This window comes from Actinoplanes sp. TFC3, from assembly GCF_001553785.1.
Lineage (GTDB): Bacteria > Actinomycetota > Actinomycetes > Mycobacteriales > Micromonosporaceae > Actinoplanes.
Genome location: NZ_LOJP01000001.1, coordinates 1,568,493 through 1,583,284, shown reverse-complemented (window position 1 = coordinate 1,583,284; position 14,792 = coordinate 1,568,493). Strand labels below are relative to the sequence as shown.

The 14,792-nt window shown below is 68.8% G+C and carries 12 protein-coding genes; 6 read left to right on the top strand and 6 right to left on the bottom strand.

What is annotated here, in order from left to right:
- Positions 1–51 precede the first annotated feature (51 nt).
- The gene (locus tag TFC3_RS07200; protein ID WP_236718023.1) at positions 52–1,638 is read left to right on the top strand and encodes a PAS domain S-box protein; all 1,587 of its coding nucleotides are present in this window, start codon (positions 52–54) and stop codon (positions 1,636–1,638) included.
- 294 nt (positions 1,639–1,932) lie between these two features.
- Here TFC3_RS07200 and TFC3_RS07195 read toward each other — a convergent pair whose 3' ends face one another.
- The 4 genes from TFC3_RS07195 to TFC3_RS07180 all read right to left on the bottom strand — a co-directional run bounded on the left by TFC3_RS07195 (position 1,933) and on the right by TFC3_RS07180 (position 5,689).
- Entirely contained in the window at positions 1,933–2,211 is a 279-nt protein-coding gene (locus TFC3_RS07195; protein ID WP_067497181.1) for a GlsB/YeaQ/YmgE family stress response membrane protein, read from the bottom strand.
- A 192-nt stretch (positions 2,212–2,403) separates the two neighbouring features.
- Positions 2,404–4,281 (bottom strand): translation elongation factor 4, encoded by a 1,878-nt coding sequence (gene lepA, locus TFC3_RS07190; protein ID WP_067497179.1) that lies wholly within the window; start codon positions 4,279–4,281, stop codon positions 2,404–2,406.
- Between the two features lie 111 nt (positions 4,282–4,392).
- The gene (locus TFC3_RS38670) at positions 4,393–5,094 is read right to left on the bottom strand and encodes an MOSC domain-containing protein (RefSeq protein ID WP_067497177.1); all 702 of its coding nucleotides are present in this window, start codon (positions 5,092–5,094) and stop codon (positions 4,393–4,395) included.
- 61 nt (positions 5,095–5,155) lie between these two features.
- Entirely contained in the window at positions 5,156–5,689 is a 534-nt protein-coding gene (locus TFC3_RS07180; protein ID WP_067497173.1) for a DUF4240 domain-containing protein, read from the bottom strand.
- Between the two features lie 141 nt (positions 5,690–5,830).
- Here TFC3_RS07180 and TFC3_RS07175 point away from each other — a divergent pair, with 141 nt between their 5' ends.
- The 4 genes from TFC3_RS07175 to TFC3_RS40385 all read left to right on the top strand — a co-directional run bounded on the left by TFC3_RS07175 (position 5,831) and on the right by TFC3_RS40385 (position 9,404).
- Positions 5,831–6,721, top strand: a complete 891-nt coding sequence (locus TFC3_RS07175; RefSeq protein ID WP_236718022.1) for a phosphotransferase family protein — start codon at positions 5,831–5,833, stop codon at positions 6,719–6,721.
- Positions 6,722–6,831: 110 nt separating this feature from the next.
- Complete coding sequence (gene rpsT, locus TFC3_RS07170) at positions 6,832–7,098, top strand: 30S ribosomal protein S20 (protein WP_067497171.1); 267 nt, start codon at positions 6,832–6,834, stop codon at positions 7,096–7,098.
- Positions 7,099–7,605: 507 nt separating this feature from the next.
- Entirely contained in the window at positions 7,606–8,580 is a 975-nt protein-coding gene (gene holA / locus TFC3_RS07165; protein ID WP_369819585.1) for a DNA polymerase III subunit delta, read from the top strand.
- A complete protein-coding gene (locus TFC3_RS40385; protein ID WP_369819584.1) occupies positions 8,577–9,404 on the top strand; it encodes a hypothetical protein in 828 nt (275 codons plus the stop codon). Before holA ends, TFC3_RS40385 begins: the two co-directional genes overlap by 4 nt.
- 56 nt (positions 9,405–9,460) lie before the next feature.
- On the opposite strand, the gene TFC3_RS07155 is transcribed toward TFC3_RS40385, so the two are convergent.
- Positions 9,461–11,872 (bottom strand): GH92 family glycosyl hydrolase, encoded by a 2,412-nt coding sequence (locus TFC3_RS07155; RefSeq protein ID WP_201787128.1) that lies wholly within the window; start codon positions 11,870–11,872, stop codon positions 9,461–9,463.
- 134 nt (positions 11,873–12,006) lie between these two features.
- Between TFC3_RS07155 and TFC3_RS07150 the strand changes: the two genes are divergently transcribed.
- Positions 12,007–12,756: an SDR family oxidoreductase gene (locus tag TFC3_RS07150; RefSeq protein WP_067497167.1), complete on the top strand. Its 750-nt coding sequence runs from the start codon at positions 12,007–12,009 to the stop codon at positions 12,754–12,756.
- Between the two features lie 136 nt (positions 12,757–12,892).
- Here the strand turns inward: TFC3_RS07150 and TFC3_RS07145 are convergent.
- Positions 12,893–14,792: ComEC/Rec2 family competence protein (locus TFC3_RS07145; RefSeq protein ID WP_067497166.1), on the bottom strand; the 1,900-nt coding region annotated here is incomplete at its 5' end.

The window sequence follows — 14,792 nt, the reverse complement described above, 5'->3', positions numbered from 1 at the left end:
TTGGAATGGACCCTCTTCGGAGCCGTGAGCGTAGCCGCCATCATCATCGGGGTGAACCGGTTCCGACCGGCTCGCACCGGACCGTGGCTGCTCATCGCCGCGTCGGTCGCCTGCCTCGCCCTCGGTGACATCCTGTACGCCTTCGGCCGGTACGGCATCGCGGATGTCAGCTATCTGTCAATGTTCGTCACCATCGGTCTGGCGCTGCTGCAGCTGACCCGCGGCGGCACGCTGCTGATGACCCGCGCCCGGCTCATCGACCTGGTGGCCTGCGCATGCGCGACGCTGCTCGTGGTCTGGGTGTTCGTGATCGCTGACAGCCACCGCCTCGGCGACATAGTCGCCACCGACGTGATCGGCGCGCTGCTGCTCATCGGCGTGGCCGCCCGGCTCATCGCGGCGACCTGGTTCAACTGGTCGGCGGTGTTGCTGTGCGTGGGCGCGGCGGGCATGCTGTCCAGCGACATCGCGTACGGCCTGCACCCCCGCTGGTGGACCGAGACCGGCTTCATGGTGCTCTATCTGGCCTGGGGCGGTGCTGCCCTGCATTCCTCGATGGTGGAGCTGACCGCGCCCATCCCCGCCCGGCAGATCCCCTGGAAGGGCCGCTGGGCCGCGCTGCTCGGCGTCTCGGTGGCCACCCCGCCGATCGTGCTGCTGGTCGAGTCCCTGTCCGGCGCGGTCACCGACGGCGTGGTGATCGCCGTGGCCGGTGCCATCACGCTGGTATTGATGATCACCCGGCTGTCCGACTCGGCGCTGCTGAGCAACCAGGCGGAGGCCCGCGAACGGGCGCTGCGCGAGGCCAGCGCCTCCCTGGTCGCCGCGCCGGACGAGGCCGCCGTGGACGAGGCCGTCCGCGCCGCAGTGGGCAAACTCCTGCCGCCCACCAAGGTGCTGTTCGCCACCGACGATCGCAAGCTGGCGCTCGAAGCCCTGCCCGCCGCGGCCGCCGGTCCGGGTTCGCGCAGCTGGTGGCTGTCCTCGCCGACCGCGGCACCGAACCCGAAGCCGGACGTCGAGGCCACGCTGATCTGCCCGCTCTGGCTGGAGCCGCTCGCGGTCGCCCGGCCCAGCGGCGGGGCCCTGGTCCTCACCGGGCGCCGGGAAACCCTCGACGCCGGCCGCGACGCTCTCGAGGTCCTGGCCGGACAGGCTGCCCTGGCCCTCGACCGCATCGCGCTGGTGGAGGCCATCGGACGCCGCGACAGCGATCTCTATCTACGCGCGGTCATCCGCAACACCGCCGACATCATGCTGGTCACCGACGAGGATCAGGTCATCCGGTACGCCAGCCCGGCGCTGCGGAGCCTGCTGGGCGACAAGGAGATCCCGCCGTTCGCCACGCTGGCCGACCTGGTGCACCCCGACGACCGCACCCAGGTGCGCCGTAAGCTGCGCGAGAACGGCGACGGGGTGGTGCACTGCGCGCTGCAACGCTCGGACGAGAGCCAGGTGCTGGTCGAGGCGACGTACCGGGACCTGCGCGAAGACCGGCTGGTGCAAGGGTACGTGGTGACCATGCGCGACGTGACCGAGGCGCACGACCCGGCCGAGCGCATCCCGCGCCTCGACCACGTCGACGAGCTGCCGGCCTGGGTGAACCGGCGCAGCGCCCAGCACAAGTTCCGGTACTGAAAAGCATGAGCGGAGCTCGTCCCGCCGGGTGGCCGCCGACGACGACGTGCCGCTGGGCTCGCTGACCTACCACTTCGCCGGCACGGACAAGCTGGTGCGCGAGGCGTTCGGCCACTTCGCTGTACCCGCTGGCCGCGCGTGACCCGGCGTTCCGCGCGGCCACCACCCAGTGATGTCCCGCAGCCGGGCCGCGCTCGAACGACACCTTCGACCGGCAACAACGAAAAACCGGACCCCTGTGGGGTCCGGTTTTTCTGGCAGTGCGGTTCCTACGAACCCCCGAGGGGGTCGAGGTCAGCGACGGCTGTAGCCGCGGCGACCGCCGATGCCGGCAACAAGCGCCACACCGACTGCGGCCAGCACGACCTGGAAGAGCAGCTCGATCCAGTCGACACCCTTGGTGTCGGCAACGCCGGTGGCGCGGGCGATCACGGTGCCCAGCAGCGCGGCGACAACACCGATGACCATGGTCAGCCAGATCGGGATGTTCTGCTTGCCCGGAACAACCAGGCGGCCCAGGGCGCCGATGATCAGACCGACGATGAGCGCGGTAATGATTCCGGTGACAGTCATGGAGGTCCTCCTCGGGGGGTGGTGCACGTTGCGTCCGTCGAGCAAAGGAGTTCCCGACGCCCCGAAAAACCAAACCGCTTTTTTGCCAGGAACCTCTCAGGACCACACCCGCACCAACCCCCGCAAACAACCATCAGAGCAGCTCGCGCCCCTTGATCGCCGCAACCGGTCCCGGCCGGAAAAAATCTTCCTTTACTTCTTCGCAGGCTTGGGATCGGCGGTGTCCGAGGTCGACAGCGCGGCGATGAAGGCCTCCTGAGGCACCTCCACGCGGCCGACCATCTTCATCCGCTTCTTGCCTTCCTTCTGCTTCTCGAGCAGCTTGCGCTTGCGGCTGATGTCACCGCCGTAACACTTGGCGAGCACGTCCTTACGGATTGCCCGGATGGTCTCGCGGGCGATGATGCGGCTGCCGATGGCGGCCTGGATCGGCACCTCGAACTGCTGGCGCGGGATCAGCTTCTGCAGCTTCGACGCAATCGTGACGCCGTAGTTGTAGGCCTTGTCCTTGTGCACGATCGCGCTGAACGCGTCGACCGGCTCGCCGTGCAGCAGGATGTCCACCTTGACCAGTTCGGCGACCTGCTCACCGGAGGGTTCGTAGTCCAGGGACGCGTACCCCTTGGTCTTGCTCTTCAGCTGGTCGAAGAAGTCGTAGATGATCTCGGCCAGCGGCAAGGTGTAGCGCAGCTCCACCCGCTCGGAGGACAGATACTCCATGCCGAGCAGGTTGCCGCGCCGGCTCTGGCACAGCTCCATCACCGCGCCGACATACTCGTTGGGCACCAGCACTGTGGCCCGCACGGTGGGCTCATGAATCTCGGCGATCTTGCCCGCCGGGAACTCACTGGGGTTGGTGACAGTGGCTTCCTGCATGTCCTCGGTGATCACCTGGTAGATCACGTTGGGGGCGGTGGAGATCAGGTCGAGGTTGAACTCGCGTTCCAGCCGCTCGCTGATGATCTCGAGGTGCAGCAGCCCGAGGAAGCCGCAGCGGAAGCCGAACCCGAGGGCGGTGGAGGTTTCCGGCTCGTACACCAGGGCGGCGTCGTTGAGCTTGAGCTTGTCAAGCGCGTCGCGCAGCGCCGGATAGTCGGAGCCGTCGATCGGGTAAAGCCCGGAGTAGACCATCGGCCGCGGGTCCTTGTAGCCGCCGAGGGGGTTGCTGGCCGGCCGGTTGTTGCCGGTGACCGTGTCACCCACCCGGGACTGCCGCACGTCCTTCACGCCGGTGATCATGTAGCCGACCTCGCCCACCCCGAGCGCGCCGGCCTTCTCCATCTCGGGCGAGACAACGCCGATCTCCAGCAGCTCGTGCACGGCGCCGGTCGACATCATCTTGATCCGGTCGCGCGCCTCGATCCGCCCGTCGATGACCCGGACATAGGTGACAACGCCGCGGTACACGTCGTACACGGAGTCGAAGATCATCGCCCGTGCCGGGGCATCGGCGTCGCCCACGGGCGGCTTGAACTGGCGGACGATCTCGTCCAGCAGGTGCTCGACGCCCTCACCGGTCTTGCCGGAAACCTTGAGCACGTCGCTGGGCTCGCACCCGATCAGCTTGGCCAGTTCCTCGGCGTACTTCTCGGGCTGCGCGGCCGGCAGGTCGATCTTGTTGAGCACCGGGATGATGTGGAGATCGTTCTCCATGGCCAGATACAGGTTGGCCAGCGTCTGCGCCTCGATCCCCTGCGCGGCGTCGACCAGCAGAACAGCGCCCTCACAGGCCGCAAGGCTGCGCGACACCTCATAGGTGAAGTCAACGTGCCCAGGGGTGTCGATCATGTTGAGCACTGCCGACTCGCCCTGCTGAGCGCCGTTACGAACCTCCCACGGCATCCGCACGGCTTGGCTCTTGATGGTGATGCCGCGCTCGCGCTCGATATCCATGCGGTCGAGATACTGCGCGCGCATCTGCCGCGGATCAACCACGCCGGTGATCTGCAACATCCGGTCAGCCAGCGTCGACTTGCCATGGTCGATGTGAGCGATGATGCAGAAGTTGCGGATGCGACGCGGATCCGTCGCTCCGATGATGTTCACGCCGGGGTCGAGCGGTCCAGGCACGTTCGTCCGTTCTCGAAGCTGAAGGTCAGACTCGGGCAACTCACAGGCCGGCCCCCAACGGGCCAACCCATCCATGGTCCCACGCCGCGCCGCCGGAGCAGGAACGGGCAGTCAGACGCGGTCCAGGCTCTGGTGCGGGCGGGCAGGTAGCTCGGCGGTCACGACGTTGCCGGGCCGGATCTCACCGCCGCGCAGCACGACGGCCATCACACCGGCCTTGCGGACCAGCTCACCGCGCTCGTCATGGCCGAGCACCTCCTTGAGCAGGCCGGGCCGGAACCGGTTGATCTGCGCACACGGGTTGCGAAGGCCCATGAGCACAACCGCCGGGCGCCCGTCATCGCCGCGCTCCAGCTCGCCGGCAATCACGTCCTCCAGCACGTCAACTGCCGCCGCCGTAGCCGGATCCAACGCCGCATCCCGCGCAGCCACCACCACAGCCTGCGCCGCCACCACAGCCTGCGCCGCCTCGCCCGGCGCCGCTGGGCCGAAGCGCAGCACTGTCCCGCGGGGCAGCCCCAGCAGGTCCAACCCGCTGGTCGTCACGTTCTCCCCCAGCCCGCCGGAGGGTACGTCGTACCCCTTCGCTCCCACCTCCCCGAACAATTCGGCCTGGATCAGATGCACCTGGCGCAAGTTCGGCTGCTTGGGGTCGGCCTTTACGCGGGACCGGTGCCGCACCCGCACGCCCGCGTGGATGTCGCCCGCTACGCCCAGGCCGGGTACCAGCACGATGCGGTCCCGGGTGGGCTTGCTGAACGAGTAGACGTCGTTGCGGCTGACCGCGGCTACCTCACCTCGAAGCTCCTCCATGCGCCGATTTTCTCAGCTCGACCTCCCCGAAATCAGCCCCGGAAGGACACCATCCCGAGCGTCAGTCCGGCGGCTCGAGGAAGAGCGACGACAGCCGGGGCAGGCGGCGCTGCATCTCTTCCTCATCGTCGAAGTCCCACAGCATTGCCGGGTCGGGGCGGCCCGGCGGCGCGTCGCTCGGGGGTAGCTCCTCACCGGTGGCCTCCTGGTAGGCCGCCGCGGCGATGCCCAGGACCTCTTCGGCCTCGAACACGGCCCCGGTCAGCGCGGCCGAGCGGACCGCGGGCAGGTCGGTCAGCGAATCGGGGTCGCGGACAGCACGGGCGAGGACGTCACGGCCGTTGGCGATCAGCCAGCCGCGGAAGGAGTCGAAGCCGTCGTCCGAGCAGCCGCCGTTGATCAGGTAGGCCGCGGCCCACAGGTCTTCCTTGCCGGAAGCGGCCATCACCTTGTCGACGTGGCGGCCCCAGGCCACGATCTCGCCGGGGTCGCGCGTGGCCAGCTCGGCGATGGCACGCTTGGCCACCTCGTCGGGCGAACCCGGCCGGTCGGCGGTCGCCCGATCGATGACCGCCCAGAAGTCGTCCGTTCTCATGAGGGACAGCCTGCCAGGCCGGTATGACAAAAACCGGGAGGGGAGGATGGAGGCATGCGTCCGGTATCACTGCCCGACATCGAGTACGGCGTCACGAGCGTACGGCCAGATTGGGGTGATTTGCCTGGGGCTCTTCGGAGGGTGATCGAGAGGCGTCTGGGCGCTCCGGTGACGGCGTCGAGCACCGCGGGCGGCGGGTTTACCAGGGCGTTTGCCGGTGTGCTGGAGACCGCGACGGGTGCGCGGGCGTTCGTCAAGGCGGCGCCTGTCCAGGAGCCGGCGGCCGAGGCCTACGAGCGTGAGGCGTCCATCACATCGCTGCTGCCGCCGGAGGTTGCCGCGCCCCGGTTTCGGTGGGCGCTGGAGGCCGAGGGCTACTTTGTGGTGTGCCTCGACGCGATCGACGGTCACGTCCCGGTCATGCCGTGGCGCGCCGAGGAGCTGCAGGCTGCCCTGGACGCTTGGCAAACGGCGATCACTGCCCTCCACGAGCCACCGAAGGCACTTCGGCTGCCGGCTGTTGCTCATCTCGTACGGGATCAGCTCTGCTGGTGGTCCGAGATAGCCGCCGGCCGGGCCCCTCTCCCAGCCGCGCCGGCCTGGGTGGCGGGAAAGCTGGACGAGTTGGCACGTTTGGAGCAGGCGCTTCCGGCGATGCTGGCGGGCCACGGGATGATGCATGGTGACCTGCGCATCGACAACGTCATCATTGATGGGGACGGCAAGGCGTGGCTCTGCGATTGGGCGTGGCCTTGCATCGGCCAGCCCTGGTTCGACACGGTGACGTTGCTGGTCACCGCGTACGCGAGTGGCCACGATGTCGATCGGCTCGTGGACGCCCCGGCGGAGGGCGTTGACGGGGTACTTGCCGTGATGAGTGGGCATTGGCTGGTGAGCGCGGCTTCCGGACCGAGCAGCGCATCTCCGCATCAGCGCCAGCACCAGGCGTTCAGCGGGCGCCAAGCGCTGGCCTGGCTGGCCGAACGCCGGGGCTGGTCAGCCATCGATTTGGGTGCCGCCGAACCGGCCTGATACATTGGTTCGTCGCGTGTGGTGGCACGCTGATGCGTGCTGTCGCCGCCCAGCTTCATCCCGTTTCACGAACCGAGCATCATCCGAACCTAGTCAGGACAGGCTGTCGCGTGGCGAACATCAAGTCCCAGATCAAGCGCAACCGGCAGAACGAGAAGGCCCGGCTGCGCAACAAGTCGGTCAAGTCGTCGCTGAAGACCGTTATCCGCAAGCTGCACGAGGCGGGCGACGCGGGCAACACCGAGACGGCCACCGCGCTGCTTCGTGACGCCTCGCGCCAGCTCGACAAGGCTGTCAGCAAGGGCGTCATCCACAAGAACCAGGCGGCAAACCGCAAGTCGGCCATCGCCAAGAAGATCGCCGCTCTCTCCGCCTGATACGCAGGGCTCGCTTGCGGCGCCGACGCGCCATGGCGTCCCGAGCTGCCGCGAGCGGCTGCGGAAAAAGCACCCCCAGGCACCGCCGGACCATTACGGTCCAGCGGTGCCTGGGTGCTTTTTCTTGTCTGTAGGAGATTCGCTCTCAGGGCGTTCGGCGCTGGCGGCGCTTTCGCCTTCGCGCTCCTTCGCGGCTTGGGCCCTTCTGCTTTCCGCACGGTGAAGGCGTGCATCTTTCCGGCCTTTCGCATCCGCCGGCGTCGTTGGAATTGAGCGCGACACGCCCGGATTAAGTCCCTTATACGATTCGACATTGGGCGATCGGTTCGGATGTGCGTCGGATCACGTCGGGGTTCCGGGGCAGATGTCCAGCCTGATCGAGGCTCCTCAGCTCGGACTCGATATGTTTGTCGGCCGATATGTCTGCTTTCGCATTCGCTGATCAGATGGCTGCGCGCAGGAGTGAGGCTTCGGAGTGTGTCAGACGCCCGTGCGAAGATTTTGCTCGTGAACAGTGCACCTCCTACCCCCCTGGTCCTGGTCCTCGGCGATGAGGAATTGCTGGCCGCCCGAGCCGTCACCGCGACGGTCGAGGCGGCGCGAGCGGCTGACCCCGGGGCGGACGTGCGGGAGTACGAAGCCGGTCAGCTCAGCCCCGGCGAGGTCGCCGAGATGCTGAGCCCCTCACTGTTCGGCGGTCAGCGCGTGCTCGTCATCCGCAGCGGGCAGGATGCGCGTAAGGAGCTCACGGCGGCGCTTTTGTCGTACGCGAAGAATCCCGATCCTGAAGTGACCTTGATCGTGACCCACCTGGGCGGCGCCAAGGGCAAGGCGTTCGCCGACGGGTTGAAAAGCGCAGGCGCGACAGTGGTGCCCGCGCTCAAGCTCAAGGGCGACCGTGAGCGCATCGCCTTCGTACGCGACGAGTTCCGGCGCAACGGCGGGCGCTGTGACGAACCCGCCGCGGCTGCCCTGCTGCAAGCTGTCGGCACCGACCTGCGCGAGATCGCCGCGGCCTGTTCGCAACTGCTGGCCGACACCGACGGCAAGATCAGTCCCGCCGTGGTCGCCCGCTACTACAAGGGCCGCGCCGAGGTCAGTGGCTTCGCCGTGGCCGATGCCGCGATGATCGGCGACGTGCCGGCGGCGCTGGAAGCCCTGCGCTGGGCACTGCACGTGGGCGTCGATCCCGTGCCGATCGCCGACGCCATCGCTGATGGGGTACGCACGGTGGCCCGGGTGGCGTCGGCCGGGCGCGGCAATCCGTACCAGATGGCCAGCTCGCTCGGCATGCCCGCGTGGAAGATCCAGAAGGCGCAGGAGCGCAGCCGGGGCTGGACCCCCGAAGGACTGGTCGACGCCATGCGCGCGGCCGCCGAATGCAACGCCGCGGTCAAGGGCGGCGCAGAGGACCGCGGTTACGCGCTGGAGCAGGCCGTCTTCGCGGTAGCCCACGCCCGCCAGTCCGGAGGCGCCCGATGACCCGCTCGCGTCGCGCCGGCCTGTCCCGCGAAGAGGTACGCCAGCAACCCCTGTACGCCCGCGCGCTCGGCCTGCAATACCTGGCCCCCAGTGGGTTCCTGTGCTTCGTGTTCCTCGAAGGTGCGGTGGCGCTGGGCGTTCTGCTCGCCCTGGCCGAGCTGGTCAGCTGGTGGGGCGTCCTGGTGCTACCGCTCTCGGTGGCCGCGATGGTCAAGCTCAACGACGTGGTGGCCGGGGCCCTCACGGTCTCGTCGGCCACGCGGTCGCGCAGTCGCGAGGTCGGAGGCAAGACGGTACGACTCCCGGCCTCGGTGCTGTCGCGAGCAGGTCGTAATGCCGGCGCGGCACCGGGTGACAACAAGCCGACTGTGGACCTCACTGGCCGCGTCCCGGGGGCGACTCGACAGTCGCGCAGGCGTGCCGCCGAGCCGGCGGAGAAGGCCGATACCGGGAACGATCTCGCTCAGGCCGACACTCAACGTTTGGTCAGTCCGGTGCCGGCTGCGGTGTCCGATCAGTTCGACAGCCGTTCGGACCGGTCGTTCGACTCGTTCCCGCCGTTGGATGCGCCTAACCGGTTCTCCACCTTTGTCCCCCCGCAGGAGTCGGGCAAGCGGGAGCTGGGGAGCCTGACGTCGCAAGGGCCGCAGCCCGGACTGCCCGAGTTTGGCACGCAGGCAGTGGGTGGGCCGGAGCTGGGCCTGCCCGAGGCAGACAGGCCCGAGCTGGGCACGGTGGGCGTGGGGCGTCCCGGCCGTCAGTGGGCCGAGCCGTTGGATGACGAGCAGCGAGCCCGCCAGTCCGCCAACCGCCGCTACGAGTAGCCGCACCCTCCGCGGTGTCCCCAGGAAGTCAGGGACACCGCGGAGGGTGCGAATTCTTAGTGATCCTCCGGCAGGTCCTTGGTCGCGGTAGCCCACGTCTGGTTGGCCGAACTACCCAGCGTGAACGAGACCGCCCCGCCGCGCTGCAGGAACGACTCCGGCAACCAGGACCGGCGCAGGGTGGAGTTGTTCAGCTTGACGCTCTGCACGTACGTGTCGGTGCTGGTGGCGTTGACCGTCAGCCGGACGCCGTTGCTGCGCTCGATTTCCACCCGGGTGAAGACCGGACTGCCCAGCAGCATCTCCGCGCGCCCCGGGACCTGGGGGAACATGCCGATAGCGGCGAACACGTACCAGGCGCTCATGGTGCCCAGGTCGTCGTTGCCGGGCAGGCCCGCGGGCCCTGTTCCGTACGCGGTATCGAGGATTTGCCGGACGGTTTCCTGGGTCTTCCAGGGCTGGGCGAGTCCGTTGTAGAGCCAGGGCGCGTGGATGCCGGGCTCGTTGGTCGGGTCGTAGCGCAGTGCGTTGCCGCCCAGCACCGCCCAGTTGCCGTTCTCGTCGTGGAAGAAGCCGTCGAGGCGGGCAGCCGCCGCGGGCCGGCCGCCCATCAGCGTGGCCAGCCCTGAGACGTCCTGCGGGACCATCCAGGTGTACGTGGCGCTGGACCCCTGCGCGAACCCGACATCGGTCGACGGTGTGAAACCGGGCTGCCAGCTCCCATCGGCCTTGCGCGCGGCCTGGTAGCCGACCGCCGGGTTGTACGTGTTCTTCCAGTAGTCGCCGCGCGGCAGGAGCTGACGGTACAGATCCTTGCGCCCGCTGCTCTTGGCCCACATGGCCAGGGAGAAGTCGGCGAGCGAGTTCTCCAGGGTTTCCGCCGCGCCGCCCCAGCAGTGGCAGATGTCGTTGGCCGCGTACTTGAGCGCCAGGTACGTATTGAGCGTCGGCCGCTGACCGAGGCACTGACCCGGGCAGCCGGCGTCCGACAGGGCGTCCGGATTCTGCACCGTGGCCTGCTTGACCAGCGAATCCAGGGCGGCGCCGGTGTCGAAGTTGCGCACCCCCATGGCGTAGTAGGTGGCCAGCGTGGGTGCGGCCGGGTCGCCGGTCATCACGTGGGCCGGGGCGCCGAGGTGCAGCCAGCGGTCCCAGATGCCCTTGTTCTGCGTGGCGAAGTCGAGCATCGAGGTGGCCATGTCACCGGCGACGTCCGGGCGCAAAATCGCCAGGAGCTGGATCTGGGCCCGGTACTGGTCCCAGCCGGAGAACGTGCCGTACACCGCTTTCTGGCCGGGGCGGGCGCTGTGCACCTGCAGGTCCGAGCCGAGGTAGCGGCCGTCGAGGTCGTTCATGATCTGCGGTTGCATCAGCGCGTGGTAAACCGAGGTGTAGAACGCGGTGGTGCGCGCCTCGGTGCCACCGCCGACGCGGATGCGACTGAGCTCGGTGTTCCAGGCCTCCCGGGTCGCCCCGGCGACTGAGTCGACAGTTGCCGTGGCGGGGATCTCGGCGTCTCGGTTGGCGACCGCGCCATCCAGGCTCACATACGAGATGCCGATCCGCATCCGTACGTCGGTGTCCGACCCGGTGTCGAAGCCGACCCACCCGCCGGAGCCGCGGCCCGCCCGATCGGCGCCGGTCAGGTAGCCTTCGCCGCCGCTGGCCGCGGTGCCACCGGGCGTGACCGTGGCGTCGTGCCACGTGCCGGTGGACGCGAAGTCCCGGTCGAACGTGGCGCTGAAGTAGAGCCGGTAATAGGAGCGCCGGTCCGGGTTGTTCGCCCCGCCACCGTTGCCTCGGCGGCCGCAGAACGACCCGGTCAACACCGAGCCTTTGACCGTACGAGCAGAGCTGTCGATTTCGATGTCTGCATTTTCACTGCCGTTGAGTGAGTTGGAAGTGCGGAACAACAGGTTCGCGGCCGACCCGGCAGGGAACGTGAAGTCGGCAATGCCCGCACGCGTGTTCACGGCCAGATCGGTCCGCGCGCCGGAATCCAGCGTCACCGTGTACCGGCCAGGGCTCGCCGTCTCGTTGGCATGCGAGAACGTCGACGCGTACTTGGCGTCCTTGGTGTCAGCCGTCGGCGAGGAGTCAACGTTACCCACGTACGGCAGGATCGGGATGTCCCCGGCCGCCCCGGGCGCACAGCCGGCCCCGTTGACGTGGGTGAGGCTGAAGCCGCGCACCTTGGTGGCGTTGTACTCGTACCCGTTGGCAGCAGGCGCGTTCGTCTGATCACCGTTCGTGTTGGTTGGGCTCCACGCCATCATGCCGAACGGGCGGGTCGCTCCGGGCCAGGTGTTGCCACCCCGCGTCGTACCGATGAAAGGGTCCACATAACTGACCGGATTGCCGACGAGCGGCACGGGCGCAGGCGCGGCTTCGGCCCGGACAACCGGGCCCATCGTGACGACGAGGAGCCCACCAGCAGCCCCCGCCACCACACGACGAACACGAGACATTGACATGAGCCACCCTAAAACCATTTCGATGATCAGCAATACGCCCACGCCCAACCGCCGGGTGAACCAGATGTGTCACGTTTCCCGAGGCCATCTCGTCTGCTTGAGGAACACCCCAGGACAGGGAGCGAAAGATGAAGATCGCAGTCGCCGGCGGAACGGGCCTGACCGGGCGCAACGTGGTGCAGGTACTCAGAACGACCGGTCACGAACCGGTGGTGCTGGCCCGCTCGCAAGGCGTCGACCTGCTGAGCGGCGCGGGCCTGGACAGCGCGCTGGCCGGCGTCGACGCGGTGATCGACGTGAGCAACGTGACCACCAACAAGCGTGACGTCGCGGTCGGCTTCTTCGACCAGGCCGGCCGCAACCTGGTCAGCGCGTCGCACCGCGCGGGCGTGCGCCACCTGCTCACCCTTTCCATCGTCGGCATCGACCGGGTACGACTGCCGTACTACGCGGGCAAGCTGCGCCAGGAGGAGGTCGTCCGCACCGGCGACGTCCCCTGGACCATCCTGCGCGCCACCCAGTTCCACGAGTTCGCCGGTCAAATGCTCGACCGCCTCCCCGGCCCGCTGGCCCTGGTCCCCGGCATGAAAACCCAGCCCATCGCCGTCCGCGAGGTAGCCGAAGCCCTGGCCGGCCTGATCACCCAGCCACCCCAGGCCACGGCCCCCGACCTGGCCGGCCCCCGCATCGAATCGCTGCCCAGCATGGCCCGCCGCCTCATCGCCGCAGGCGGCAGCCGCCACCGCCCGGTGATCCCCCTCCCGATCCCTGGCCCCACGGGCTCCGGCGGCCTGATCCCCACCACCGAAGGCCCCCGAGGCCACCAGACCTTCGACGGATGGCTGGCCGCCAACCCCTTCAAAGCTCAGCGGTCCTGAGGTGAACAGCGGCGGCCCCGTTGCCGCATATGTCGGCGCTTGGAGCTTTTGCTCCCGCAGTTGAGGCAAGGGTTCCCGTAGCGCAGTGGCCACGTCATGAGCGGTGGTCATCGGCGAAAGCAGCGGGAAGGCGGGCTCATGGTGGGCTGCCACGGGCCACCACCCCCAGACCCGTCATCGTTTGCACCGCGGCCACGTCCCCTTGTTGATCCGTGCGCATCACCCTCGCCCCGCCGCGTGCCAGCCGGTCCAACAGCGCGGCGTTCGGGTGCCCGTAGTCATTGTCGCGGCCCACCGACACCAGGGCCACCGCTGGATCCACCGCGTCCACGAATTCCGGTGATTGATAGGCCGAGCCGTGGTGGGAGACCTTCAAGACATCCGCGCGTACGGCGGTACGGCCCAAGTGAGACAGCAGTTCCTCCTGTTCCTCGGTCTCCGCGTCGCCGGGCAGCAGCACGGTCCGGCCGCTGATCCGGGCGCGCAGGACGAGGGAGTTGTTGTTGGGGTCGGAACTGGTGCCCTGCAACGGCTCGAACGGCCCGATCACGGTCAGCTCAAGGCCCCCGATCGCGTACCGCCAGCCCGGTGTCACTGCAGCCATCGGCGCCCGGGCCCGCGCCGCCTCGGCCGCCACCCCGGCGTAGCCAGCCGGCGGCTCGGGCCAGTCCGGCGCCACCACCCCGGCGACCGTCCGTCCCCGGAACACTCCCGCTACCCCACCGACATGGTCGACGTGGAAGTGGCTGACCACGAACAGCGCCACCCGCCGGACGCCCAGCCGCCGCAGGCAGTGATCCACCCCGGTGGCATCGGGTCCCGCGTCGACCACCACGGCCCTGCCCTCCCCCGCCGGCAACACCACGGCATCGCCCTGCCCCACCGCGCAGGTCACCACGATCCAGCGCGGCGGTGGCCATCCGGCAGCAATCAGCCGTACGGGGAGAGCACCCAGCACCGCACTCGCCGCAATCACAGCGACCAGCCGGCGCACCAACGGCCGCCGCGTCGCAATCAACGACGCCACAGTCAGCACCGCGAGCAGCAGCGCCCCAAGCACGCCACCAGGCCACGGCAAAGCACCGGCCGGGACATTGGCTCCGCGCGTTGCCACCAGAACCAACCAGCGCGTGGGCCATTGACCGGCCCAGGCCGCGAACTCCGCCCCGGTCGGCCACACCGGTGACAGGACCGCAGCACTGACCCCGAGCAGCGTGGCGGGCGCAATCGCCGGTACGACCAGCAAGTTGGCCGGAACGGCAACAAAGCTGACGCTCGCCGAGATCCCGGCCACCACCGGACCGCACGTGACCTGGGCAGCAGCGGGCACCGCGAGCGCCTCGGCAGCCCACGCCGGCCAGCCTCGCCGCTGCAGGGCGTCCCTCCACTTCGGTGCGAGCAGCAAGAGTCCACCGGTGGCGAGTACGGACAACGCGAATCCGATGTCCCCGGCCAGTTCCGGGTCCACGAAGATCAGCCCAGCCACCCCGGCAGCCAGCGCGGGCACCGCAGCGCGTGGGCGTCCGGCCGCCAACCCGAGCAACCCGATCGCGCCCATGGCAGCCGCCCGTACCACGCTGGCCGAGGGGCGGGCCAGAATCACGAACCCGGCCAGCGCCACCGCACAGACCAGCGCAGTCACCACCGGTCCGGCCCGCGCCCACCGCACGGCGTACAGCACGACACCCAGGATGATTGCCACGTTGGCACCACTGACAGCGGTCAAATGCGTCATACCGGTCGAGCGAAAGTTCTCCTGCAACCCGGGTTCCATCCTGCTGGTGTCCCCGACGACCAGCCCGGGAAGCAGCCCACCCACGTCGTCAGGCAGCGGCGCGCACGCCCGTTGCAGTCCAGCTCGCAGCGCCCCGGCTGCCCGCTGCGCCCACGACGACCGGCCTTGCGGGACAGGTGCCTCCCGCACCGACAGCACTGCCGCCGTCAGGTCACCTCCTCGCGGCTCCAGCACCTGCCCGGTCGCCGTGACGTGCTGACCCGGCAGCAACCCCCGCCACCCCGGATCCGCCCCCATGCCG

What these genes read in the sequence shown, in the direction of transcription:
- TFC3_RS07195 (WP_067497181.1), bottom strand. Translation starts at nt 2,211, where the DNA reads ATGACTGTCACCGGAATCATTACCGCGCTCATCGTCGGTCTGATCATC.
- TFC3_RS38670 (WP_067497177.1), bottom strand. Translation starts at nt 5,094, where the DNA reads ATGGAGGAGCTTCGAGGTGAGGTAGCCGCGGTCAGCCGCAACGACGTC.
- TFC3_RS07180 (WP_067497173.1), bottom strand. Translation starts at nt 5,689, where the DNA reads ATGAGAACGGACGACTTCTGGGCGGTCATCGATCGGGCGACCGCCGAC.
- TFC3_RS40385 (WP_369819584.1), top strand. Translation starts at nt 8,577, where the DNA reads ATGACCCGCTCGCGTCGCGCCGGCCTGTCCCGCGAAGAGGTACGCCAG.
- TFC3_RS07155 (WP_201787128.1), bottom strand. Translation starts at nt 11,872, where the DNA reads ATGTCTCGTGTTCGTCGTGTGGTGGCGGGGGCTGCTGGTGGGCTCCTC.
- TFC3_RS07150 (WP_067497167.1), top strand. Translation starts at nt 12,007, where the DNA reads ATGAAGATCGCAGTCGCCGGCGGAACGGGCCTGACCGGGCGCAACGTG.